This window comes from Pseudomonas sp. Pmew2 (assembly GCF_058129885.1).
In genome coordinates this window covers 4,774,683-4,798,373 of the sequence record NZ_CM176702.1, presented here as the reverse complement: position 1 = coordinate 4,798,373, position 23,691 = coordinate 4,774,683, and the positions used below count along the sequence as shown (strand labels likewise).

17 protein-coding genes and 1 tRNA gene are annotated in these 23,691 nt (G+C 58.2%); 16 read left to right on the top strand and 2 right to left on the bottom strand.

The genetic code is table 11. The annotated features are described in order from the left end of the window. The first annotated feature begins 45 nt into the window (after positions 1-45). The 11 genes from AC4ANK_RS22120 (at position 46) to AC4ANK_RS22070 (ending at position 16,618) form a co-directional block, all read left to right on the top strand. Positions 46-639, top strand: coding sequence for a phage connector family protein (locus AC4ANK_RS22120; RefSeq protein WP_200877629.1), 594 nt, complete (start codon positions 46-48; stop codon positions 637-639). Beyond that, complete coding sequence (locus AC4ANK_RS22115; protein ID WP_002552454.1) at positions 627-2,777, top strand: phage tail protein; 2,151 nt, start codon at positions 627-629, stop codon at positions 2,775-2,777. The genes AC4ANK_RS22120 and AC4ANK_RS22115 overlap by 13 nt, the downstream gene beginning before the upstream one ends. Continuing rightward, positions 2,770-3,213 (top strand): GNAT family N-acetyltransferase, encoded by a 444-nt coding sequence (locus AC4ANK_RS22110; protein WP_002552455.1) that lies wholly within the window; start codon positions 2,770-2,772, stop codon positions 3,211-3,213. The genes AC4ANK_RS22115 and AC4ANK_RS22110 overlap by 8 nt, the downstream gene beginning before the upstream one ends. A 2-nt stretch (positions 3,214-3,215) precedes the next feature. Then, a complete protein-coding gene (locus AC4ANK_RS22105) occupies positions 3,216-3,722 on the top strand; it encodes a hypothetical protein (RefSeq protein ID WP_002552456.1) in 507 nt (168 codons plus the stop codon). Beyond that, positions 3,722-5,761: a hypothetical protein gene (locus AC4ANK_RS22100; RefSeq protein WP_002552457.1), complete on the top strand. Its 2,040-nt coding sequence runs from the start codon at positions 3,722-3,724 to the stop codon at positions 5,759-5,761. The genes AC4ANK_RS22105 and AC4ANK_RS22100 overlap by 1 nt, the downstream gene beginning before the upstream one ends. After that, positions 5,758-7,659, top strand: a complete 1,902-nt coding sequence (locus AC4ANK_RS22095; RefSeq protein ID WP_147459579.1) for a hypothetical protein — start codon at positions 5,758-5,760, stop codon at positions 7,657-7,659. The genes AC4ANK_RS22100 and AC4ANK_RS22095 overlap by 4 nt, the downstream gene beginning before the upstream one ends. A 205-nt stretch (positions 7,660-7,864) precedes the next feature. Then, entirely contained in the window at positions 7,865-10,165 is a 2,301-nt protein-coding gene (locus AC4ANK_RS22090; RefSeq protein ID WP_460414673.1) for a hypothetical protein, read from the top strand. A gap of 1 nt (position 10,166) precedes the next feature. After that, positions 10,167-10,505 carry a hypothetical protein gene (locus tag AC4ANK_RS22085; protein WP_031595281.1) on the top strand — a complete coding sequence of 113 codons (339 nt, stop codon included), beginning with the start codon at positions 10,167-10,169 and terminating at the stop codon, positions 10,503-10,505. Then, positions 10,495-12,120 (top strand): phage terminase large subunit, encoded by a 1,626-nt coding sequence (gene terL / locus AC4ANK_RS22080; protein ID WP_031595279.1) that lies wholly within the window; start codon positions 10,495-10,497, stop codon positions 12,118-12,120. Before AC4ANK_RS22085 ends, terL begins: the two co-directional genes overlap by 11 nt. Positions 12,121-12,144: 24 nt before the next feature. Next, positions 12,145-14,634, top strand: a complete 2,490-nt coding sequence (locus AC4ANK_RS22075; protein ID WP_122260426.1) for a hypothetical protein — start codon at positions 12,145-12,147, stop codon at positions 14,632-14,634. Positions 14,635-14,761: 127 nt separating this feature from the next. Further along, entirely contained in the window at positions 14,762-16,618 is a 1,857-nt protein-coding gene (locus AC4ANK_RS22070; RefSeq protein WP_002552464.1) for a hypothetical protein, read from the top strand. Between the two features lie 11 nt (positions 16,619-16,629). Here the strand turns inward: AC4ANK_RS22070 and AC4ANK_RS22065 are convergent, their stop codons facing one another. Then, positions 16,630-17,868, bottom strand: coding sequence for a tyrosine-type recombinase/integrase (locus tag AC4ANK_RS22065; protein WP_031595277.1), 1,239 nt, complete (start codon positions 17,866-17,868; stop codon positions 16,630-16,632). Positions 17,869-18,034: 166 nt separating this feature from the next. Next, positions 18,035-18,119 (bottom strand) — tRNA-Leu (locus tag AC4ANK_RS22060). Positions 18,120-18,236: 117 nt separating this feature from the next. Between AC4ANK_RS22060 and queA the strand changes: the two genes are divergently transcribed. The 5 genes from queA (at position 18,237) to secF (ending at position 23,673) form a co-directional block, all read left to right on the top strand. Continuing rightward, on the top strand, positions 18,237-19,301 hold the full coding sequence (gene queA, locus AC4ANK_RS22055; RefSeq protein ID WP_002552466.1) for a tRNA preQ1(34) S-adenosylmethionine ribosyltransferase-isomerase QueA: 1,065 nt from the start codon (positions 18,237-18,239) through the stop codon (positions 19,299-19,301). Positions 19,302-19,315: 14 nt separating this feature from the next. Next, a complete protein-coding gene (gene tgt, locus AC4ANK_RS22050) occupies positions 19,316-20,431 on the top strand; it encodes a tRNA guanosine(34) transglycosylase Tgt (protein WP_460385151.1) in 1,116 nt (371 codons plus the stop codon). 53 nt (positions 20,432-20,484) lie between these two features. After that, a complete protein-coding gene (yajC, locus tag AC4ANK_RS22045) occupies positions 20,485-20,820 on the top strand; it encodes a preprotein translocase subunit YajC (RefSeq protein WP_002552468.1) in 336 nt (111 codons plus the stop codon). A 63-nt stretch (positions 20,821-20,883) separates the two neighbouring features. Beyond that, positions 20,884-22,752, top strand: a complete 1,869-nt coding sequence (secD, locus tag AC4ANK_RS22040; RefSeq protein ID WP_004666080.1) for a protein translocase subunit SecD — start codon at positions 20,884-20,886, stop codon at positions 22,750-22,752. 9 nt (positions 22,753-22,761) lie between these two features. Then, complete coding sequence (secF, locus tag AC4ANK_RS22035) at positions 22,762-23,673, top strand: protein translocase subunit SecF (protein ID WP_002552470.1); 912 nt, start codon at positions 22,762-22,764, stop codon at positions 23,671-23,673. Positions 23,674-23,691 lie beyond the last annotated feature (18 nt).

The window sequence follows — 23,691 nt, the reverse complement described above, 5'->3', positions numbered from 1 at the left end:
AACCGGGGCCGAGTGCCCCGGTTCTTTTATCTGGAGGTTGTGAGGATGACAATGGCGACCGCTGTGTCGATCTGTTCCAACGCGCTGCTGATGCTTGGTGCGCAGCCGATCAACGACTTTCAAGAGGCCGTGGACCGGGCCAAGATCGCTGCAAATCTTTATCCATCTACAAGGGATGACCTGCTGCGCAACCATCCGTGGAACTGCTGCATCCGGCGCGCTGTGCTTGCGCCTGACGCGGAGCCCCCAGCGTTTGGTTATGACCAGCAATTCGAGTTGCCATCTGACTGCCTGCGCGTGCTTGAGGTCGGATCAGCCGATGCTCAGATCGATTACGTGGTTGAGGGCAAGCGTATCCAGGCAAACACGACAGTGCTGGAACTCAAGTACGTGTTTCGCAACGAAGTGGAAAACACTTGGGACGCGGCTCTTGTTGAGCTGATGACGCTGTCCATGGCGGCAAAAATGGCTTACGCCATCACGCAGTCATCCGCCGTACAGCAGTCTGTAAAGCAAGACCTTGAAATGGCCAAGCGCAGAGCACGCGCCATTGACGGTCAGGAAGACCCACCGCAAACGCTCGGTGACGAACGTCTTTACGCGGCTAGGTTCCAGGGTGGCCAATCATGGCGAAACTGACCCTCATCCAGACCAACTTTACGGCCGGCGAGCTTTCCCCTCGCATGCTTGGTCGTGTCGATATCGCTCGTTACCAGAACGGGGCCAAGGTCATAGAGAATGCCTGGCCTCTTGTGCATGGTGGCGTCACACGGCGCAACGGCACTCTCTTCTGTGCTGCAGCCAAGTTTCCAGACCGGCGCGCACGCCTTGTGCCTTACGTGTTCAACACTGAACAGGCATACATGATCGAGTTCGGAGACTTCTACATCAGGATCTATTACCCCAATGGGGGGTGGACAGGTGTTGAGTTGGCAAGCCCCTATGGTCAGACGATGCTGGCGGCGCTGGAGTACGTGCAAGGCGCTGACACCATGTTCCTGTTTCATGGTCGAGTTCCGATCTATCGGCTCAAACGCATCAGTAACACCGAATGGAGCTTGGCCCCCGCGCCGTTTGTAACGACGCCATTTGAAGAGCGCGGTATGGACTTTGCCTTTGCAATGGCTATCACCAACCCCGCTGCCGGTGCCGCCAGCACAGTGACGCCGGGCGCGCCTGCGTTCTTTATCTCAGACGTAGGCCGGGAAATCTGGGCGGGGAGCGGCATTGCACGCATCACGGCGTTTGGTTCTTCAGGCTCCGTATCGGTGCTGGTGATCAATGCTTTCTCGCAGACCCTTTACCCTACATGGTCGCTCAAGGGTTCGCCCCAAACGACTTGCACAGCCAGTGCATTCTCGCCGGTCGGCGCAACGGTGACGCTGACGCTGGGCGCTGCTGGCTGGCGTCCCGAGGACGTGGGCAAGTTCGTCAAGCTGAACGGTGGGCTGTTCCAGATATCTGGCTTCACCAGTTCAACGGTTGTGAACGCCGTGATTCGATCTATCGCTACGTCCGTCGTGGCTGCGCCCGCTGGTGCCTGGAGCCTTGAGGCAAGCGTCTGGAACGATTTCGACGGGTACCCTAGCACCGGCACGCTTTACGAGCAGCGCCTCGTTGCGGCGGGATCACCGAACTACCCGCAGACAATTTGGGAGTCGCGGACAGGGGAGTATTTGAACTTCGAGCTTGGCACCAAAGACGACGACGCCATGTCGTTCAACGTGTCCTCTGACCAGATCAACCCAATCATGCACGTTGGCCAGGTCAAAGCGCTTGTGACACTGACTTATGGCGGTGAATTCACGGTCACAGGCGGTGTTGAGAAGCCAATCACCCCGACCAACATCCAGATCAAGAACCAGTCGGTGTACGGGTGCAATGGCGTGCGCCCGATACGAATCGGCAACGAGCTGTATTTTGTTCAGCGTGCCGGCCGGAAACTGCGCGCAATGGCCTACAAATACGATTCGGACAGCTACGGCTCGCCGGATATGTCTGTGCTTTCCGAGCATGCGACCAAGTCCGGGGTCGTGGACATGGCTTTCCAACAAGAGCCGGAATCGATTCTTTTCATGGTTCGCTCGGATGGCGTCATGGCCACGATGACTGTTGACCGTGATCAGGATGTGGTGGGCTGGGCAAGGCAGGTCACTGATGGCGCATACGAGTCAGTAGCCGTCATCCCTTCGGCCGAAGGTGATCAGGTGTGGGCTGTCGTTCGCCGGACTGTGAATGGTCAGAACGTGCGCTACCTCGAAAGGTTTGTTCCTGGCACGCAGGTCGATTGCGGTATCAACGCCTTTAGCGCAGCGGGTGCGAGCGTTTGGGGCGGGCTCGCTCATCTGGAGGGCAAGACCGTGGATGTCGTCGCCGACGGTGTTGTGCTGCAACCTCAGGTCGTAACGGGCGGCCAGATCACGCTGCCTCGTAACGCCTTCTCGGTTCAGATCGGCCTGCACTTCAAAACCAGCATCACTACTTTGACGCCAGAAGTTCAGGGCGGCACCGGCAGTGCCCAGGGCAACAGCATGCGGATTGCTGAAATAACGCTGCGCTTCCTTGAAACCATCGGGTGCAGCATCAACGGCCAGGTTGTTGCTTTCCGCAACATGGGCAATCAGGTGCTGGATAAATCCCCCGCGTTATTCACCGGCGTGCATCGCATGGAGAACCTTGGATGGGAGCGCGGCGAAGCCGTGTTGACCATCGAGCAGGATCAGCCGCTGCCATTCCATCTGCTCAACGTCATCAAGAAGGTCACATTCAATGATTAGGCCAGCCACCCACGACGACGTCCCACGCCTGATTGAACTGGGCACAGCTCTTCACCAGACCAGCACCTATGCCGCGATGGCCTTCATACCCGAGAAGGCCGCCAGCTTTCTGCACGCATTGATCGATGGCGTTGGCGTGATCTTCGTTGCCGAGGTCGGCGGCGAGGTTGTGGGCGGCTTTGCCGGTGCCGTGACTGAACAGTGGTTCTCTGACGATCTGCTGGCCTATGACTACTCGTTCTTCCTTGATCCCAAGACCCGCAGCGGTATCACGGCCACAAGGCTGCTGATCACGTTCATTGAGTGGGCTCGCATCAAGGGGGCGAAACGCATTCATATCGGAATCACAACCGGCATCCATGTGTCCGGAACGTCTGATCTTTATCGCAGCCTGGGCTTTGCTGATGCCGGGTTATTTTTCAGTAAGGAGCTTTGACCATGGGTGTTGAAACGGCAATTATCGCGGCATCCATTGCCGCAACCGCATTTTCGGCTTATTCGACGGTGCAGTCAGGCAAGCAGGCGAGCCTCAACGCCGAGGCCCAGTCGGATCAGGCTCAGATCGATGCAGACGGTGCGGCCAGTGCAGCAGTCGTCCAGGCTGACCGCATACGACGGTTGGCACGAACGCAGGCTGGCTCAGCAAACGCTGCGCTGGCCGCGTCTGGCGTGGAAGTGGGGGCCGGTACCGCGATCAACATCAACGAAGAGATCATTGGTAACGCCGAAGAGGATGCGGCTCTCACGATATTCAATGGTGAAAACCAGAAGAAGCGCGGGTACGTGGATGCCAGCAACATCGCGGCAGGTGGTCGGCAAGCACAATCGTCTGCCAATTCCCAAGCAGCTGGCACCGTGCTGGCTGGTGCTGCTCAGACGGGGATGGCATGGAAGGCGTCGGCAACCCGTAACGGGACAACGGCAAAAGTTGGGGGGGCAGACTGATGGCAAGAATTCCTATCGGTCCGGGCGTTCCTCAGGTCATGCCAGAGGTCCAGCAAAACCGAGTCATCACCCGCGATACAAGCGGCGAGGCGCGTGGCGCTCAGCAAATCGCCAACGCAGTGACGACGGGTGCGCTGGGATACCTTGAGCAGCAGCAGCGCGAAGACAGCGCACTTGCCAAGGTGAAGGCCAGCAACTCGCTGTTGGACCGTGAGACGGCCATCAGCGCAATCAATCGCGACCTGAGCGAGCAGGTGGCCACCGGCAAGCTTAGCTATGACCAACTCGAGGAAACCTATGGTTCGGCGGTGTCAAAGCTTGAGCCCTTGCAGGCGTCTGGCCTTGACCCTACCACGGCTGGCGAGCTGGAGCGCTCTGCCAAACGGATGCAAATCAAAGGGCTGGAAGGCGTTCAGACACTCAAGGTTGCCGCCCGGAAAGACTCTGCCGCTGCCGATCTGACGTCACGCATGGACCTGCTTGGCAAAGACGCTGCTATGCCTGGCGCAAACATCGATCAGATCAACGCCCGCATGGATGCCGAGGATATCGACATTGCCGGGCACCTGGCCTATGGCGAGCAGTGGCAGAACCGCAAGCAGCAGTTCAAGGACAACAACTGGACCACGCATGCCACGCAGCGCGTTGTCGAAGCCCGTGACAACCTGGGCACCATGCAGAAGATCCAGAACGACCTGACGTCTGGCGAAGGGTTCTACGCTGGCAAGCTTGATCCGGAGAAGCGCACCCAGCTGCTGAACACCATCACCGGCCGCATCTACCAGATCAAAGAGCACAACGAACGCCAAGCTGAAATCCGTGAAAACAAGGCCGAACGCGCCTTAACTCAGATGGACCGCCAAGCCGCCACTGGTATTCCGCCAACGCCCGCCGATCAGCAGCGTTGGCAATCGCTGGTTTCGGGTACGTCCGCAGCGGGCGAGTTCAAGGAACGCATCAACCAGATGGCAGAGGTTCAGGGCTTGTTGCGCCAGCCAATTGAGGCCCAGCAGCAGTACGTCGACCAGAAGCGTCAGCAGATGGCCGCAAATGGCGGGGGCGTTGCCGAACAGGCCAACCTCAACCGGCTGCAATCGGCAATCGATACCAACGTCAAACTGATGAAAACCGACCCGCTGTCGTTCTCGGCGCTGCGCACCGGCAGTGACGTTGAGCCGCTGGACCTGTCGCAAATCGGTACCACTGAGGGCCAGCAGGCTTTGGGCGAGCAGATCGCATCCCGTTTTGACGTGACCAATGCGGTGCGCAAGAAGTACGGCCCCGAGGTTTCCCGCGTTCCGTTCAAGGCACAAGAGCTGGAAGCGATCAAGGCAGGGTACGAGGCTGCCGACGACAAGACCAAGATCGGCATATTGGCCGCCGTTGGTGGCGCAGCGCCTACCGGCCCAGACGCTGCCGCTGCGATCAAAGCGATTGCACCAGAGCAACCTATCACGCTGCTGGCGGGCATGGCCCAGTATCGAGGCCTCAAGGCTGCAGACGGCACCGACGTTGCCAAAACCCTGATGGTGGGCAGCAAGATCCTGAAAGACAAGTCCGTTGCCACGCCAGAAGATTCGGTGATGCAAGCATCGTTTGAAAGCATCGTAGGCAACGCCATGCCCGGTGGCACGCAGCAGCGCGAGCATGCTTACACGGGCTTCAAGGCTATATACGCAGGCCTCGCAGAAGCATCAGGGAAGCGATACGACCCGGCTGTAAAAGACGTCGATGGTGCTCTGGCCAAAAAGGCCGCAGACATGATCACAGGCGGCGTAACAACCCGTGGTGGTGGGTGGTTTAGCGGGTCGAGCTACAAGGTCATCAAGCCATACGGCATGGACGATGATGCATTCGACAAGGCCGTTACCGGCCAGTTGGGTGCTGTTGCTGCAAGCGCGGGCCTATCGGTCGAACAACTGAACGACATGCCGCTGTCGGCGGTACCGGGCACTGAGGGGGCGTATTACCTGCTCAACGCTGGCCGCATTCAGCTTGATCCGAAAACCAATCAACCTGTCGTGGTGAAAGTCAAATGAGCTGGTTAGACGGAATGCTTGATGACAGCGAGGCCGCGAGCCAGGATCAGCGGCTTGAACGGACGTCTGAGCGCTTGGCTCCGACGTTTTTCGAAGGTGGCTATGACTCGCTGGGCAAAGGTCTGGTGCGTGGCGCTATCGAGGGCGGGGCGGCGGCAGAGTCAACGTACTGGAATGCCATTCTCAGTGGCGGGCCAGAACAGAACATCTTCGATTACACCCAGTCCACGACGCTCAGCCGGGAGTCGCAGCAGAAAATCGGGGATGACCTGAACACGCTGCGCGAGGAAACCGCCAGTGCCGTCATGGACCTGCGCCCAGATCCCGCAGAGGTCGGCATTGCCGGTCAGATCATTGGTGAGGCTGCTGCGATCCTGCCGCGTGCCGTGATCGGTGCCGTGGCTGCTGGTCCTGCCGGTGCTGCGATTGCTGCCGGTGCGCCCGCTGGCTACTCCCGCCGCGCCGTCTCTATGGCCGAGGGTATCGACGAGAACACCGCCACGCTGCTGGGCCTGAGCGAAGGCGTAGTAACCGGTGCCGGTGCGATCCTGCCCGCCGCCCAGTTCGTCAAGCCAGTGCTGGGTGATGCAGCCATCGCCATTGGTGCCAACGTGGGGCTGGGCATGGCCCATCGCGGTACCGCCGCTGCGCTGCTGGATTCGAACGGCTATGCCGCCCAGGCTGCTCAGTATCGCGCTATGGACGGAACAGCAATTGCCACCGATGCCATTCTGGGTGCTGCCTTCTTCGGCATTGGCCGCTCCTCGATGCGCCGCCCGACCACGGATCAGGTCGACGCCGCGCTGACAGAACGCAACGCGCAGCACGCCGATATCGACACCGCGCCGGGTTTGCCGGTAGATCCTCGTTCCGCCATTGCGCATCAGGACGCTCTGCGTGCTGCAATCGAACAGATCAACCGCGGCGAAGCGGTGGTACTGCCTGACAACATCCAGTCGGCGACCTTTCTGCGCACGCCTGACGATGTTGCGCCTATTGCACCGTCGCGTGCCGAAGCGCTGATAGCTGCTCGTGAAGAGCTGGCCCCGGTGTTGCGCAACGAACTGCAACAGGATGCAACAGCTGCGATTCCCAACGTGAAGGACGTCAGGACCGAACTTGCGAACTTGAGCAAGTCGCTTGATGGTCTGGACGAATCATTCCGCGCTCGAGCAAAAGAGTTCCAGCAGCAGGGGCAGAGCCGCAAGCAGGCTGAATCCGCTGCGCGTCAGTCCATTGCCGACGAGCGCACGCAGTTGACTGACCGTCAGACCGAACTGAACGAGAGTCTTGACGGCAACCGATCTGCCGAGTTTGCTCGAGCGGATCTGAACGCCCTTGACCGAGGCGAGGCCCCAGCGCGCTTTGAAGAGCGCGTAAACGCTCGAGCAGATGAAATCATTCAGGGCTTCCAACGCAAGCCGCTGGCCGATGGTGTCGCCGAAGCCAGGTTGACGCCGCGCCAGATCAACGAACGCTCAGCACGCGACGAACTGGACACCCTCGTGCGCGAGCATGAAGCGACTTTGCCGCGTGAGCCTGTCGATACCGTCACCTCATCTGACGTGCCAAAACCGGAAACACCGGGCCCGGCAGTTTCTCCGGCAGGTGGTAAGCCTGATGCCGCCAAAGTTACCACCCCTGATAAAACGGGGGCTGAGCCGGTAAGCGAGAGTGGTAAGTCAGCGGCAGGTGCCGAACCACCAGAGCTGCAAATGCTGCGCGGTGCGGTGGCGCGTAACCCTGATGCCATGGTTAGAACCGGCTTTGCCGAGGACGGTACACCCAACAGCGTTCGTGCTGCTGATGCGCTTGAAGAGATCGAGGCAGAGTACCGGGCAGGCGTGCAAGACGCACACGCCTACAACGCTGCGATAGGTTGCTTGCTCAGGCTCTAAATAGTCGGGAAACCGTCTGGTCTGCCGCCATAGGCTTGCGCTCTAATCAGGAGGCAAGCCCATGGCTATGAGTGCAAATTGCAAACGAGAAGTTGAACAGGCCATTGGCCGACCTCTCAAAAAGTCCGAAGCGGATGCGATAAACGACAAGATCAGCTTTCACATACGCGACCTTGCCCGCACCGATCCCACCAAATTCAACGCCATGACTGAGCAGCAGCGCCAACTCGCTGGGGCCCAGGCTGCAATGGCCGATCACATGGCCGACGTCGCCAAGAAGGCCCAGCGCAAAGGCCTGAACCTGTTGGCTCAAACACGCGAGCTGGACAACCAAACGGCAAGGGCGGCGGTTCTCGGCGGGAAACAGCCTTTCACGTCGGCGCTATTTGAGCGTTTGCGCCAGGTTGATACCCGCATCAAGGGCGAGCGCAACCGGGCGTTCACCTCGATCATGGACACCATCATGGCTGCCGAGCCTAAGTTTATGGGACTCATCACCAACAAGGCCGTCGAACGGGATTTTGTACACGAGGTGTTCGGCCAGGACAGCGGCAACGCCATTGCCAAGAACGCCGCCAAGGTCTGGCGCGACCAGATGGATTCCATTCGTGAACGGCAGAACGCAGCGGGTGCCGATATCGGCCGGCTGGATTATGGCTGGCTTCCTCAGCCACACAGCTTGGTCAAGGTTCGCCGCGCAGCTCCGCAAGAGTGGGCATCGTTTGTCCTGGGTCGCTTGGATCGACGCCGGTACCTGAACGAAGACGGCACGCAGATGAACGACGGGCAGGTGACTGACTTCCTGCTGGCCGCCCACGAGACGCTGCGAACCGATGGCCTGAACAAGATGACGCCCGGTACCGGGAACGGCTCCAGCCGCGCCGCCAAGCACGACAACGCCCACCGGCAGATCCACTTCAAGGATGGCGATTCCTATCTGGAGTACATGCGCGACTTCGGGCCGACGTCTGTTTTCGAGGCAATGAACGGCTCTGTGCATGCCCAGATCAAAGACACCGTCTTGACTGAGCAGCTCGGGCCGAACGCGGCGCAGACCTACCGACTGTTGCACGACACCGCCAAGCAGAAGGACGCGGGCGGAAGCGGCGCGTTTGCCGGTACCGAGTTCGGTGCCACGCCTGACATGGTCTGGAACGTTCTCAACGGCAGCCTGGGTGTTCCGGTGAATGCGCGGTTTGCCGAGTTCAATCAAGGTATCCGCAACTTCATGGTGGCGGCAAAGCTCCAGGCAACGCTGATCGCTTCTGTGATCGGCGATGTTCAGTCGCTCGCCATCACCAGCGCCTACCACGGCCTGCCCATCGGAAAGACGCTGGTAAGCGCGCTCAAGAGCGTTTCGAAGGACTACCGCACCGAGGCCGGGCGTATGTCCATCGGCATGGATAGCATCACCTCGGACATGGTCAGCTTTCACACCGACAACCTGTCGGCGGGCTGGACCTCGAAACTTGCCAACGCAACCATGAAAGTGACACTGCTCGAGGGATGGACCAACGCAATGCGCCGGGGCTTCTCCGTCGAGATTATGTCGCGCATGGCCGGTGATACCCGCAAGGCGTGGGGGGACGACCCGGTGTTGCAATCCCGCCTTGAGCGCCACGGCATCACCCAGGACGACTGGGCCGTCTGGCAGGCTGCAACCCCTGAGGACTGGCGCGGGCACCAGATGCTGACGCCAGAGTCGGTCGCATCCATGAAGGGGTTCAGCACCAAACAGAAGAACGATGCCATCGGCAAATTGCTGGGCTACATCCAGGAAGAGTCAGAATTCACCTCGATCCTGCCGGGCATCATGACGCGGGCCACCCTGCGCCAAGGCACCCAGGCGGGCAGCGTCGGCGGCGAAGCCCTGCGACACCTGACGTTGTTCAAGTCCTTTGGGCTGGCGATGTTCGAACGTCACTGGAAGCGGGTGTCACAGATCGAATCGACCGGGGGCAAGCTGGCCTATTCGGCGTCTGTGTTCACTGGCCTGCTGATGGCTGGCGCGATGACCAATCAGCTGATGGATATCATGAACGGGCGCGACCCACGCGACATGAAGGACGGCAAGTTCTGGTTGCAGGCCATGTTGCGCGGCGGCGGTGTCGGCATCTTCGGCGACATTCTCAACACCGGGTTGGGCGGTGATAACCGTGGCGGCCAGTCGAACCTGACCGGCCTGCTGGGCCCGGTGTACGGAACTGCCGCCGACGTCGGTCTGACGTTGGGCAGCGTGTTCAAAGAGAAGACAGAGCCCGCCGACGTGGGCGCAAACCTGCTCAGAATCGGGTACCAGAACACGCCCTTCATCCGCAGCTGGTACACCAAGGCCGCGTTCGAGCATGCCGTTATGCATGACATGCAGGAAATGCTATCGCCGGGCTACCTGAGCCGGATGAAGAAGCGAGCCAAGAAAGACTTCAATCAACGTTTCTGGTGGGAACCGGGCGAAACAGCACCGTCTCGCGCCCCGAACCTTGGCGCAGCCGTGGGGAATAACTGACATGCGTGATGACCAGATCACCCGATTGCAAGCCCTTAGCGAACGCCTGGGCGAGGTAGTTATTTCCGAAGTCGATCCGAACAACTGGCCCGGTGCTGAGAAGCTCCCTACCGATCTGACCCAGCAGGAACGTGGCGACCGCTACTGGTGCAAGAAGAACGCCGCCGCCACCATGACGTTGCTGCTCAAGGTCGTGAACATCGCCGGGATGATGAACAGGCAGAAGCCTGCGCCCGATGCTGGTCACCAGATAGACGAGCTGGATGGCGAGCTGGCAGCCGCCGAACGCGAAGCCCAGGCCATGATCGAGCGCATGCAGAAAGGTGGCCATGTCCACTGACCCTGATAAGAAAGTCAGCCTGCTGGTTTTCTTTATGCTGTGGGCCCGGCGCATGAGGTGGGATGTGCCGGTCATCCACGTTCGAGCATTGATATGGCTGGAGGCTAAAGGGTCTCTGGCCGTTTTGCGTTGCTTCCGGGGCTTTGGCAAATCGACGATCCTGGCGATTTACAACGCCTGGCTTTATTACAAAGACCCTACCTTTCGGATTCTCCACCAGTCGGAGTCAGACCCGACCGCCTACAAGACCAGTCGCGACACACAGAACGTCATTCGCAATCACCCGCTGACGCGCCATCTGCTGCCGCCCAATCAGGGCACGGTTGAACAATGGTGGGTTGAAGGTGCTGCCGACTTCCGGAACGCCAGCATGTTCGCCAAGGGCATCCTGTCGAACGTGACGTCAGCCCGTGCCGACGAGTGCCAGAACGATGACGTGGAGGTGCCGCGAAACATCCAGACGCCCGAGGCCCGCGAGAAGCTTCGGTACCGCCTGGGTGAACAGACGCACATTCTGGTGCCAGGTGGCAGCAAGCTGTACATCGGCACGCCGCATACCCATGACAGCCTGTACGACGAGCTGGAAAGCATGGGTGCGGACTGCCTGACCATCCGAATGTTTGACCAAGAACACCGCATTGAGGACGCCAAGCAAAACGCCTATGACGTTCCGTTTGTGCCTGAGGTCGTGTTCTCTGGCATTGGTAAGCACGCCCGGGTGCTGGTGGCCGGCACGGATTACCTGATCACGAAAACCGGTATTGCCTTTTTTACACCACCCGGCACGTTGGTCGATTGCTATGCCGGCAGTGCGTGGCCAGAACGTTTTGACATGAAAGAGTTGGGCGTCCGCAGAAAGGCGACCCGGACCATCAACGAATGGGATTCGCAGTATCAGCTGCACTCGAAGCCCGTCACGGAGGTTCGATTGAATCCAGAGCGCATCATCCCTTATGACGTGCAGCCGACCATGCGCGAGGCCAACGGCAGCGTAGGCATGTACCTGGGCACCACACAAATCGTGGGCGCAATCGCATACTGGGACGTGTCACTGGGCAAGATCAAGTCGGACGCCTCGGCCCTGTCGCTGCTGCTCACAGACGCACGCGGTCAGCTGTATTGGCACCTTGCCGAAGGGCTCACGGGCGAGTTGGCCGAATTTGACGCGCAGGGCCGGATCATTGGTGGCCAGGTGCATGCCGTTCGTGAATTCGTCATCAAGTACCAGATCCCCCGCGTCATCGTTGAAACCAACGGGCCGGGCGGCTTCGTGCCGAACATCCTCAAGCAGGCCCTCAAGGGTACGGGATGCGGGGTAGGGGAAGAGCATTCAACCACCAACAAACAGAAACGCATTCTCGATGCCTTTGAGTCGCCATTGTCGGCCCGCTTCCTGTGGGCGCACGTCGACGTGCTGCGCGGTCCGGTGTGGGATCAGATGCGGGACTTTAATCCGGCAGTCAACAATCAGGATGATGACTATATCGATTCGTGCGCTGGCGCGATCCTGCAAACCCCCGTGCGCATTGGGCGAATAGTCGGGAAACCGACCGAGACCCGGCGTGACGATTGGCGCCCAGACGCGGGCGTGCACGAAGTGCAAGTTGATTACTAGCCCGCCTTCATCAAGGGGCTCAGCATGGCAGTTCAAGCAGGACCAACCGACAAGCGCTATGCCGCTAACGGAATCACTACCACTTACCCCATCCCTTTCTTGCTACTGGACGCCGGAGACCTGCAAGTGCAGCTCAACGGCGTGGCTATCACAGCAGGCTTCACGCTGGCTGGAGTTGGCAGCCCGGCCAGCAGCATCACGTTCACCGCTGCGCCGCTCGGGGACCTCTACCTGGTCTTGAACATTCCGTTTCAGCGACTCACCGACTACCAAGAGAACGGCGAATTCCGGTCCAACACAGTCAACAAGGATTTTGATCGTGTCTGGCAGGCACTGAAACAGTTGCTGCGATACGCAGGCCGGGCTCTGACACTTGGGTTTGCCGATATCGACGGGTCGGGCAGCTACCAGGCTAAGGGAAATCGAATCTCAGGCCTTGGCGATCCGGTAGCCCCGCAGGATGCCGTGACGAAAAGCTGGTTGCAGTCATTGATCGATAGCGTGAACTCGCCGCTGCTCAGCATCTTCAACATCTACTACGACGGGGTCAGCCTCTATCAATTCCTGAAAACAGGTGTTGCCCGGAACGTCGATAACATTGCTGCTCTTCGCTCGCTGGATGGCACCCGCAACCAGCGGGCTTTCGTGCGTGACAACTCTGCTGTGGGCGACCGTTTCGGCGCAATGTGGTGGCTGAACACCTCAGACACGACCAGCGCAGAAGATCTATCCAAAGGCATAGTCGTTGGTAACGATGGCAGTCGCTGGTATTTCAGCGGGCCTGGTGCGATGAGCCTGGGTCAGCAGGGGCTAGCCGCGCTCAATGATAACGGTGTGGTTTGGGGGTACAGATCAACCGGCAGTAACGCTCAGGGAAACGGCAACAAGTACAACTTCTTCAAGCTTGAAGTGGCCAACGATAGCGTCTCTCAGGTTGCCGGGCAGAACGGTGCGACCGGCAGCAAAGTCAACGGCATCCACATGTTCCACAACTTCGGCGGCCCCCTTGCAAAAGGCGGCCGGCACGCGGGCGACTTCGTGCTGATCCAAGGGTTTGGGGGCGGTGGCGTCACGTCTGCAACGAATCAAGATCGCAACTACGTAGGCTTGCAAAGCCAGGTACTGACTGATTGCGGTGACGGCGGAACATCTGCTGCCGACGTGCGCGGCGCTTATTTCGGTGGGTCTTCTTATGCGGCGATTCTAGGTGGCAATCGAATTGCCAACGCAACTGGCTTTGAATTCAATACTGAAATCACTGCGGGCAGTGGCAACCGTGTCGCGATTCATACAGGCATTCAAATTGCCTCGAAGATCGGCGAGCGTGGTTACGGTATCGATGCAGCCGTATCAATAGGCAACCTCGGCGGCAGCCCTCGCGGATGGTTGTATGGCCTCTGCGGGCATGGTGCAAACGGCGCACCTGCCTTTGAGGCAGACAGTACGGTCATCAAGATTTTCCCGTCTGCATCGGGTTCAGCGTCTATCGACAAAGTGATCGACACTGTTGGCGTTACGGTGAATAGCATAATCGCGGCTGACGGCATCAACCTGAGACGCGGCGTTTTAGACATGAGTGCGCCCGGCTCACAGGTCAGCATAGGCTCAGGCACCTCGAACACACCGCGCCTGCAATTAAGGTCCAGCGGGCTAAATACGACCTATGACGCGGCAATCGTTGGCGGTGGTGGCACCTCAGGAACTGGCGAAGGGACAATGTCTCTTGTAGCCGCTGCCGGGATAATCACGAACTCAGCCCTTGTACGGCCGCAAATTGATAACTTTACGCAATACGCCAACGCGTCTTTCCGCATAAGCCAAATCACTCTGGCGACAGCGCCTGTCGTGACGTCAGATATCCGTGAGAAGGACGACATTATTCCGCTGTCGTTTGGTCTGGACTTCCTCGGGGCGATCAAACCAATTCAATACACTTGTCGCGAGAGCGGCACGGGTGAGGTTTCAAAGGTTATCGTCCGCGTCGATCAGATCGAGGTGCCTGACGAGGAGGAATACGAAGAGCAGGTTGTTGAACTTTCAATAGAAGATGGCAAAGCTATCAGAACTTTTTCAACCGTCAAAAAAATGCGTCAGATAATGGACACCTATCCAGAGTTCGACGCAGACGGGAAGCGTGTAATGGTTATGGTGAAAATTCCTGACGGGACTTATGTAGACCCAGAAACTGGGGATACGAAAATACAGTTTCGCGAGGAGCTTCAAGAGTCGTCAATTCAAGTTGGACGAATGAAAACGGTAGACGTGGAAGTTTACGAAGACGACATCAAAAAAGATAAGGGCTGCCGCTTGCACTTCGGGCTAGGTGCCCAGCAGGTCAAGGAAGCTATGACGGCCGTCGGCATCGACGACTTCGCGGGCTGGGTTTTGTCAGACAAGAATGATCCAGAGTCGCGCCAAGGCCTTCGCTATGAGCAATTCATTGCGGTCCTGATCAACGGCGTTAACCAGCTCAATGCACGCTTGGAGCTGCTGGAAAAGCAATCTGACGTGTGACCAGATGTAGCGGCTTGGGGCTTCGGCCCTGAGTTTGTTTTTTCATCACCGCATGACAGCATGATATTTGTAATATCTATGGTACAGTCCGGCCAAATTTTCGTACCTAAAGCGAAGGAATGCATCAATGACAACCCTTGTACAGTCAGACTTGGCTGCGCAGAAAATTAGAATCGAAACGTTTTGTAAGCGTGTTCTGATCGTTGTGCTAGTTGGGCTTCCCATATTTTCCGCTGCTTTCAATCTGGTTTCATGGCTTCGGTTCGGTGTAGATCTACCTTATTTGGACGATATCAGGCCGTACTACAACGAAACCGCTGGCTCTCTTAGGTTGACTGATCTTTTTACATCTTCGAACGACACCCTTTATCCGTTCGGAATGGCGCTGGATTCGCTTGCGTTCAGATGGTTGAGCGGTAACAGCGTTGCATATCAGGCCATCAGCATGATGACGGTGCTTGGCGGTATATTGCTGATTCAGTGGAAACTGCTTGAGTATTGCTTAGACGACAAGTTGCTATCGGCGGCTGCGTTTTCAAGTCTTCTATTGATGTTGCAGCCTGATTCATACTGGGGCCTTCAAAATATGGCATACCATCAGGTATTGCCTTTGCTCTTCATCCTGATGGCCTCACTTGTCAGCGTAAGTTCGCTGGGCACAAAGCTTAAATGTACATTCGGCGTTCTTCTGGCGACGGCATCCGGGCTGGTCTATATCAGCGGTGCCTTTGCCTTTCTCGCGTTTTCCTTGGCAATGCTTATCCGTGAACTGTTCGTGGTTAAGAAGTCGCAGCAGATAATCAGCATGTCGATATTTATGCTGATCCCGTCTGTACTCACAAGCCTTTTGCAAGGTTGGGTGATTGTAGGAATACAGCACGGTGTTCACCGCGCTGATACCGCAATGTCTTATCCGTGGGATGCTGAGTTCTGGATATTCATTCTGTCCAAAATCGCACGCTCTCTGTATCTGTCCGATTTGTTCCCGTTTCTCTCGCTGGGTATAGCAAGTTGTGGGCTTGCCGTGCTGTTGCTGATATCTCTGCTGTCATTGATGGTGGCTCGACGGTACGGAAACTATAGCGTTCTCGGTCGAGTTTCATTTGTCGCTTTCCCAGTGATCGCCGCAATATTGGTTTACCTCGGATTGGTCGCAGCAGGGCGAACTAATCTTCATCCTGCGAGCATCGATTCTGGAATGAAGTTGTTCACATTCAGCTTTGTGAGGTTCCATTTTTTCTGGGTATGCGCTGCGTGGCCACTGGTGATAGCTGCCGTGTTTGCTGCAATGTCAAAAGCCAACAAGGTGTTCCCTGTATCTCTAGTCGTGGTTATGTGTTTCGCATCTGTCGCGCTCGTCGGCGGTACAAAAATCACAGAGCACGGCGCGTACTACAAACAAACCTACGATATACGCGTTGAAAATCTTGCCTGCCTAAATCAAGGGAATCAGCGTGGCGGTCACTTCCAGTGCCCAGGCCTTCACCCTGGGATTGATATGAGCCCCATCCTGCGTTACGCCCGATCTATGGGGGCGTCCTTTGCTGGGCTGGCTACCACGTCGCCTGCCGCATTTGGCACCACTGGTGCGCTCTACAACATTGGGTCGGACAAATTCGACGTTGCAAACCTTACCGTTCTCGACGCTGACAACCGGATGACGACTGGGGCTGACCCCATGATTATCCTGAACCCAGCCATGCTGGCCACGTTGCCCGCTTGCCAACTGTTACAGGTCAGGGTTCGTCTTGATGTTGAGAGGGCAGACCTGGCGCAGTTGTTCTACACGCCAGTTGGGGAAACGCTTTCTGAAATCAACTCGCTGGTTAAGCCAGTCGGTTTGGGCACCAATGACCTGACGTTTGAAATGAAGAGCGACAAAGGGTTTGCAGGGTATCTGCGCTTTGACCCGGTTACAGGAGCCCAGAACATCAAAGTCCAGCACCTTGAAGTTCGATGCCTGTACGACGTGAAGGCAATCTAAGGCATCTTGCTCTATTGCTTAGGGCGTTCGGGCGGGGTCGTACCCAGCTCCAGCGCCTCTAAGTAGTCGGCATACCATTGCATCATCATCCTGCGCTGCAATAGATACGCCGCCTTGTTGTAAACCCCGCTCACACCTTCTTCTTTGTGCGCGAGCTGCGCCTCTACGTGATCCTTGTCCCATCCATGTTCCCGCAACAGCGTGCTTGCTGTGTGGCGAGTGCCGTGCCCAACAATGCGATCCTTGTAACCGATGCGGTTGAACACTGAATTGATCGTGTTTTCGCTGATCACCGCGTTCACCTCACCGATGCCAGGAAACACCAGCTTGTGGCGGCCGGTGAATTCGTGCAGTTCGCGCAGCGCGGTGACAGCCTGGGTGGGCAGCGGCACAACGTGGTCCCGGCGCATCTTCATCTTCTCTGCCGATATCGTCCATGTACCTGTTTCAAGATCGATATCCCGCCATTCAGCGTAACGCACCATGCCCGGTCGGCTGGCTGTCCAGATCGTGAGCCACGCTGCGGTGCGCGCAATGATCCGGCTTTTGCTGTTCCGCATGGCCTTGAGGAAGTCAGGCAGCTCTGGCTCGAGCAGGTGAGGGTACTGCTCTGTCTTGGGGGCTGGCGCAGCGATGGCCAGAAGTTCGGACGCCGGATTGTTTTCGCACAAGCCGCGTGCAATGGCCTGGCTGAATATCTGCTGCAGCCACCCGCGGACTTTCTTCGCCACGTTGAACGCCTTCCTGCCCTCGATGGTTGCCAGCAGGGCGGCGCAGTCCTTGCGGTGGATATCCTCTAATTGCAGATCGCCCAGGAACGGCAGAATGTCGTTGTCCAGATACCCGCGCATTTTATCAAGCGTCGAGTCGGCCCTGCCTGAGTCAGCCTTTCGGGCATACCAGGTCTCGGCGGCAGCACGGAAAGTGTTTGCTGCATTCGTCTCTTCGACTTTCTTCGCCGACTGCTTGTGTTGAACAGGATCTATGCCGCTGTCGACCAGCTTGATGTTGTCGGCGGCTTTCTCTCTGGCGCGCTTGGCCGAGACGTCCGGATAGGTGCCGAGACCGACCCATGACCATTTGCCGTCGGCGCGTTTGTACCGGAACTCCCACCGCTTGTTGCCCTTCGCGGACACGACAAAGTAGAGCCGGTCGACCCCGTAGGCTTCGCGGTATTCCTTTTGCTCGGGTTCAAGTGATGCCAAGACGGTGTCGGCGAGAGGGCGGCGCTTTATGTCTGATCGCTTCAATTCGTGTATGGCCAAGATCCGTGGTGCGGCTGAACATACACGCAGCCATACACGCCATCAAGGTTCAATAGGAATTAAGGTGGGTTAAGCAGAAATAACAAACCCGGCGCAAGGGCCGGGTTTATTGGGGTTCAGGTTGAAGCGGAATCAACCTGGATACAGCAAATGGTGCCCCGAGGGAGAATCGAACTCCCACTTCTTTCGAAAACGGATTTTGAATCCGCCGCGTCTACCAATTCCGCCATCAGGGCTCAATGGCGGCGAAGTATAAGGATGAGTTTTCCGTTGGTCAACAGGGATTTACGCAGGTTTTTTACTAATGCCGCCAAACCGGATAAACTTCCCGGCCCTGCTAAACGAACCCGATCATGCGCGTCGCTGACTTTACCTTCGAACTCCCCGATTCCCTGATTGCTCGCCATCCACTGGCCGAGCGTCGCAGTAGTCGTCTGTTGACCCTCGACGGGCCGACTGGCGCGCTGGCACATCGTCAATTCACTGATTTGCTTGAGCATTTGCGCCCGGGCGATTTGATGGTGTTCAACAATACCCGTGTGATTCCCGCGCGGCTGTTCGGGCAGAAGGCGTCCGGCGGCAAGCTGGAGATTCTGGTCGAGCGCGTGCTGGACAGCCATCGTGTGCTGGCGCATGTGCGTTCCAGCAAGTCGCCCAAGCCTGGCTCGTCGATTCTGATCGATGGCGGTGGCGAGGCCGAGATGGTTGCGCGGCATGACGCGCTGTTCGAGCTGCGCTTTGCCGAAGAGGTTCTGCCGTTGCTGGAGCGTGTCGGCCATATGCCGTTGCCTCCTTATATAGACCGACCGGATGAGGGCGCGGACCGCGAGCGCTATCAGACTGTTTACGCGCAGCGTGCAGGCGCTGTGGCTGCACCAACTGCCGGCCTGCATTTCGATCAGCCGCTGCTGGAGGCGATCGCCGCCAAGGGCGTCGAGACTGCGTTCGTCACGCTGCACGTCGGCGCGGGTACATTCCAGCCGGTGCGCGTCGAGCAGATCGAAGATCACCACATGCACAGCGAATGGCTGGAAGTTGGCCAGGACGTGGTCGACGCTGTGGCCGCGTGCCGTGCACGGGGCGGGCGAGTGGTTGCCGTCGGGACCACCAGCGTGCGCTCGCTGGAGAGTGCGGCGCGTGACGGCGAACTGAAGCCGTTCAGCGGCGATACCGACATCTTCATCTATCCAGGCCGGCCGTTTCACGTGGTCGATGCCCTGGTGACCAATTTCCATTTGCCTGAATCCACGCTGTTGATGCTGGTTTCGGCGTTCGCCGGTTATCCCGAGACGATGGCGGCTTATGCTGCGGCCATCGAGCACGGCTACCGCTTCTTCAGTTACGGTGATGCGATGTTCATCACCCGCAATCCCGCGCCGACGGCCCCACAGGAATCGGCACCAGAGGATCACGCATGAGTCGCACCTGTCGTATGTCTTTCGAATTGCTGGCCACCGACGGCAAGGCCCGTCGCGGCCGGCTGACCTTTCCGCGTGGTGTGGTGGAGACCCCGGCGTTCATGCCGGTGGGCACCTATGGCACGGTCAAGGGCATGCTGCCCCGTGATATCGAGGCGACCGGCGCGCAGATGATTCTGGGCAACACGTTTCATCTGTGGCTGCGTCCGGGTACCGAAGTCATCAAGGGCCACGGCGACCTGCACGATTTCATGCAGTGGAAGGGGCCGATTCTGACCGACTCCGGCGGCTTTCAGGTGTTCAGCCTGGGCGCCATGCGCAAGATCAAGGAGGAGGGCGTGACCTTCGCCTCGCCGGTCGATGGTGCCAAGGTGTTCATGGGCCCTGAAGAGTCGATGCAGGTTCAGCGTGATCTGGGCTCGGACGTCGTGATGATCTTCGACGAATGCACGCCGTACCCGGCCGACGAAGATGTGGCGCGTGTCTCCATGGAGCTGTCGTTGCGTTGGGCCAAGCGCTCCAAGATCGCGCATGGCGAAAACACTGCTGCGTTGTTCGGCATCGTTCAGGGCGGGATGCACGAGAACCTGCGCAAGCGCTCGCTGGAAGGCCTGGACGAGATCGGCTTTGACGGTCTGGCGATCGGCGGTCTGTCGGTGGGCGAACCCAAGCACGAGATGATCAAGGTGCTGGACTACCTGCCAGGCCTCATGCCGGCAGACAAACCTCGTTACCTGATGGGTGTAGGCAAGCCGGAAGATCTGGTCGAAGGTGTGCGCCGTGGCGTCGACATGTTCGACTGCGTGATGCCCACCCGCAACGCCCGCAACGGCCATCTGTTCACTGATACCGGTGTATTGAAAATCCGTAACGCGTTCCATCGCCACGACAATTCGCCGATGGACCCGACCTGCGATTGCTACACCTGCAAGAACTTCTCGCGCGCTTATCTGCATCACCTGGACAAGTGCGGGGAAATGCTGGGGAGCATGCTCAATACAATCCATAATTTGCGGCACTACCAGCTGCTTATGGCTGGTTTGCGCGAGGCTATTCAACAGGGTACATTGGCCGCCTTCGTCGATGCCTTCTATGCCAAACGCGGTCTTCCAACGCCGCCTCTGGGTTGAAACAGAACGAGTTTTTCCTGCTTTTTATACTAATTATGTAACTGGAGCGACAAATGAGCTTTTTCATCTCTCCCGCTTTTGCGGATGCTGCTGCACCGGCTGCCGGTCCTGCGGGCAGTGGTTTCGAGTGGATTTTCCTGGTCGGCTTCCTGGTCATCTTCTACCTGATGATCTGGCGTCCACAGGCCAAGCGCGCCAAAGAGCAGAAAAACCTGCTGGGCAACCTGCAGAAAGGCGATGAAGTTGTGACCAGCGGCGGCATCGCGGGCAAGATCAACAAAGTGACCGACGACTTCGTGGTCATCGAAGTGTCTGACACCGTTGAGCTGAAAATCCAGAAGGGCGCCATCGCGGCCACTCTGCCAAAAGGCACCCTGAAAGCGATCTGAGCAGTAACTTTTTACCCATCGACGGGGCGCGCAAGGCGCCCCGCGTTTTAAGCGGGCGGCGTGATGCTGAACAAATACCCTCTGTGGAAATACATACTGATCCTGGCGGTGCTGGTGGTCGGTTTTATTTATTCCGCACCCAATCTCTACCCTGATGATTCTGCCATCCAGATCAGCGGTGCAAGCACTGCACTGCAAGTCAATCAGGCAGACGTGGATCGTGCAGCCAAGGCGCTTGCCGATGCAGGCATCTCGGTCAAGGCTTCTTCTCTGGCCGAGAATGGCAAGGGCGGTTTGTTGCGTCTGAGCAAGCAGGAAGACCAGTTGCCAGCCAAGGATGTCGTGCGCAAGGCGCTGGGTGACGACTATGTCGTTGCGCTGAACCTGGCGCGTACCACGCCGACCTGGTTGCGTAACCTGGGTGCAAGCCCGATGAAGCTCGGTCTCGACCTTTCCGGTGGTGTGCACTTCCTGCTGGAAGTCGACATGGACAAGGCGATCGATGCACGTCTGAAAGTCTACGAAGGCGAAGTCAAATCCCTGTTGCGCAAGGAAAAGGTGCGTTATCGCAGCCTGCCGCAGCTGGGCAATGTGATTCAGCTGGGCTTTAGCGATGACGCAGAGCGCGAACAGGCTCGTGCACTGGTGCGCAAGACCTTCACCGATTTCGAAATCACGCCTGCCGAGCTGAACGGTATTCCCGTGCTGCGCATGGCGCTGACCCCGGCCAAACTGGCCGAGATTCGCGAATACTCGATCAAGCAGAACCTGACTACCGTGCGTAACCGGGTCAACGAGCTGGGTGTTGCCGAGCCGCTGGTTCAGCGCCAGGGTGCCAATCGCATCGTGGTCGAGCTGCCGGGTGTGCAGGACACGGCCGAAGCCAAGCGTATTCTGGGCAAGACCGCCAACCTCGAATTCCGTCTGGGGGCAGGCCCGGATGATTCGAAAGGCACCACCGAAATGTTCGAATTCCGCGAAGGCGGTCGTCCGGCAGCGGCGGTGGAGCGTGGTCTGATCATCACCGGCGATCAGGTGACTGACGCCAAGGCCAGCTTCGACGAACATGGCCGTCCACAGGTGAACATCAATCTTGATGGCCACGGTGGCGAGCTGATGAGCCGCGCAACCCGCAGCAATGTGGGTCGCAGCATGGCGGTGATCTTCATCGAGCAGCGTCCGACCACCACCTACACCAAACAGATGGTCAACGGCGTCGAAAAAGACGTGCCGGTGCAGACCTTCAAGGAAGAAAAGAAAATCATTAGTCTGGCGACCATTCAGTCGCCGCTGGGCAGTCAGTTCCGGATTACCGGTCTGAACGGTCAGGGTGAGTCTTCCGAGCTGGCGCTGCTGTTGCGTGCCGGTGGTCTGGCGGCGCCGATGTACTTCGCTGAAGAGCGCACCATCGGTCCTAGCCTGGGTGCCGACAACATCACCAAGGGTATCGACGCTTCCCTGTGGGGCATGCTGTTCGTCTCGCTGTTCATCATGGCGATCTACCGCTTCTTCGGTCTGATCGCGACCGTCGCACTGGCCTTGAACATGGTCATGCTGCTGGCACTGATGTCCTTGCTGGGTGCAACACTGACCCTGCCAGGTATCGCCGGTATCGTGTTGACCATGGGTATGGCGGTGGATGCCAACGTGCTGATCTTCTCGCGTATTCGTGAAGAGATCGCCAATGGCATGACGGTCCAGCGCGCTATCAACGAAGGTTTCGATCGTGCCTACACGGCGATCCTCGACGCCAACCTGACGACGCTGCTGGTCGGCGGCATTCTCTTTGCGATGGGCACCGGCCCGGTCAAAGGGTTTGCGGTGACCATGTCGCTCGGGATCTTTACCTCGATGTTCACGGCCATCATGGTGACCCGCGCTATGGTCAACCTGATCTACGGCGGTCGTGACTTCAAGAAGTTGTGGATTTAAGGGGCTGCCATGTTACGTACCATCAACTTCATGGGCGTTCGCAATGTTGCGTTCGCCATCACGATGCTCCTTACCGCACTGGCGCTGTTCAGCTGGTTCCATAAAGGGCTCAACTTTGGTCTGGACTTCACTGGCGGTACGCTCATCGAGCTGACCTACGAGCGTCCAGCCGATCTGGGCAAGGTGCGCCAGGAGCTGGTTTCGGCGGGCTATCACGAAGCCGTTGTTCAGAGCTTTGGTGCCACCACTGACTTACTGGTGCGCATGCCGGGTGAAGACCCGCAACTGGGCACTCAGGTGGCCGAAGCGCTGCGCAAGGCCGGTGCCGATAACCCGGCAGTGGTCAAGCGTGTCGAGTTCGTCGGCCCGCAGGTCGGTGAAGAGCTGCGCGATCAGGGCGGCCTCGGCATGCTGATGGCGCTGGGCGGTGTTCTGATCTACCTGGCATTCCGCTTCCAGTGGAAATTCGCAGTCGGGGCGATCGTCTCGCTGATTCACGACGTGGTGGTGACGATGGGGATCCTGTCGTTCTTCCAGATCACCTTCGACCTGACGGTGCTGGCGGCGGTGCTGGCGATCATCGGCTACTCGCTGAACGACACCATTGTGGTCTTCGACCGGGTACGCGAAAACTTCCGCCTGCTGCGCAAGGCTTCGTTGATCGAGAACATCAACATCTCCACCACGCAGACACTGCTGCGCACCATTGCCACCTCGGTTTCGACCCTGTTGGCGATTGTTGCACTGTGGGCGTTTGGCGGCGACAGCCTGGAAGGCTTCTCCATCGCATTGTTCATCGGTGTTCTGGCGGGTACTTACTCGTCCATCTACATCGCTAACGTGGTGCTGATCTGGCTGAACCTGACCACTGAGGACCTGATTCCTCCAGTGGTCGTCGAGAAGGCTGACGACCTCCCGTAGGTCCGGCCATCATAAAAA

Bases quoted from the DNA above. Each gene is read 5' to 3' on its own strand.
- AC4ANK_RS22120 (WP_200877629.1), top strand. From the start codon at position 46: ATGACAATGGCGACCGCTGTGTCGATCTGTTCCAACGCGCTGCTGATG.
- AC4ANK_RS22115 (WP_002552454.1), top strand. From the start codon at position 627: ATGGCGAAACTGACCCTCATCCAGACCAACTTTACGGCCGGCGAGCTT.
- AC4ANK_RS22110 (WP_002552455.1), top strand. From the start codon at position 2,770: ATGATTAGGCCAGCCACCCACGACGACGTCCCACGCCTGATTGAACTG.
- AC4ANK_RS22105 (WP_002552456.1), top strand. From the start codon at position 3,216: ATGGGTGTTGAAACGGCAATTATCGCGGCATCCATTGCCGCAACCGCA.
- AC4ANK_RS22100 (WP_002552457.1), top strand. From the start codon at position 3,722: ATGGCAAGAATTCCTATCGGTCCGGGCGTTCCTCAGGTCATGCCAGAG.
- AC4ANK_RS22095 (WP_147459579.1), top strand. From the start codon at position 5,758: ATGAGCTGGTTAGACGGAATGCTTGATGACAGCGAGGCCGCGAGCCAG.
- AC4ANK_RS22090 (WP_460414673.1), top strand. From the start codon at position 7,865: ATGACTGAGCAGCAGCGCCAACTCGCTGGGGCCCAGGCTGCAATGGCC.
- AC4ANK_RS22085 (WP_031595281.1), top strand. From the start codon at position 10,167: ATGCGTGATGACCAGATCACCCGATTGCAAGCCCTTAGCGAACGCCTG.
- terL (WP_031595279.1), top strand. From the start codon at position 10,495: ATGTCCACTGACCCTGATAAGAAAGTCAGCCTGCTGGTTTTCTTTATG.
- AC4ANK_RS22075 (WP_122260426.1), top strand. From the start codon at position 12,145: ATGGCAGTTCAAGCAGGACCAACCGACAAGCGCTATGCCGCTAACGGA.
- AC4ANK_RS22070 (WP_002552464.1), top strand. From the start codon at position 14,762: ATGACAACCCTTGTACAGTCAGACTTGGCTGCGCAGAAAATTAGAATC.
- queA (WP_002552466.1), top strand. From the start codon at position 18,237: ATGCGCGTCGCTGACTTTACCTTCGAACTCCCCGATTCCCTGATTGCT.
- tgt (WP_460385151.1), top strand. From the start codon at position 19,316: ATGTCTTTCGAATTGCTGGCCACCGACGGCAAGGCCCGTCGCGGCCGG.
- yajC (WP_002552468.1), top strand. From the start codon at position 20,485: ATGAGCTTTTTCATCTCTCCCGCTTTTGCGGATGCTGCTGCACCGGCT.
- secD (WP_004666080.1), top strand. From the start codon at position 20,884: ATGCTGAACAAATACCCTCTGTGGAAATACATACTGATCCTGGCGGTG.
- secF (WP_002552470.1), top strand. From the start codon at position 22,762: ATGTTACGTACCATCAACTTCATGGGCGTTCGCAATGTTGCGTTCGCC.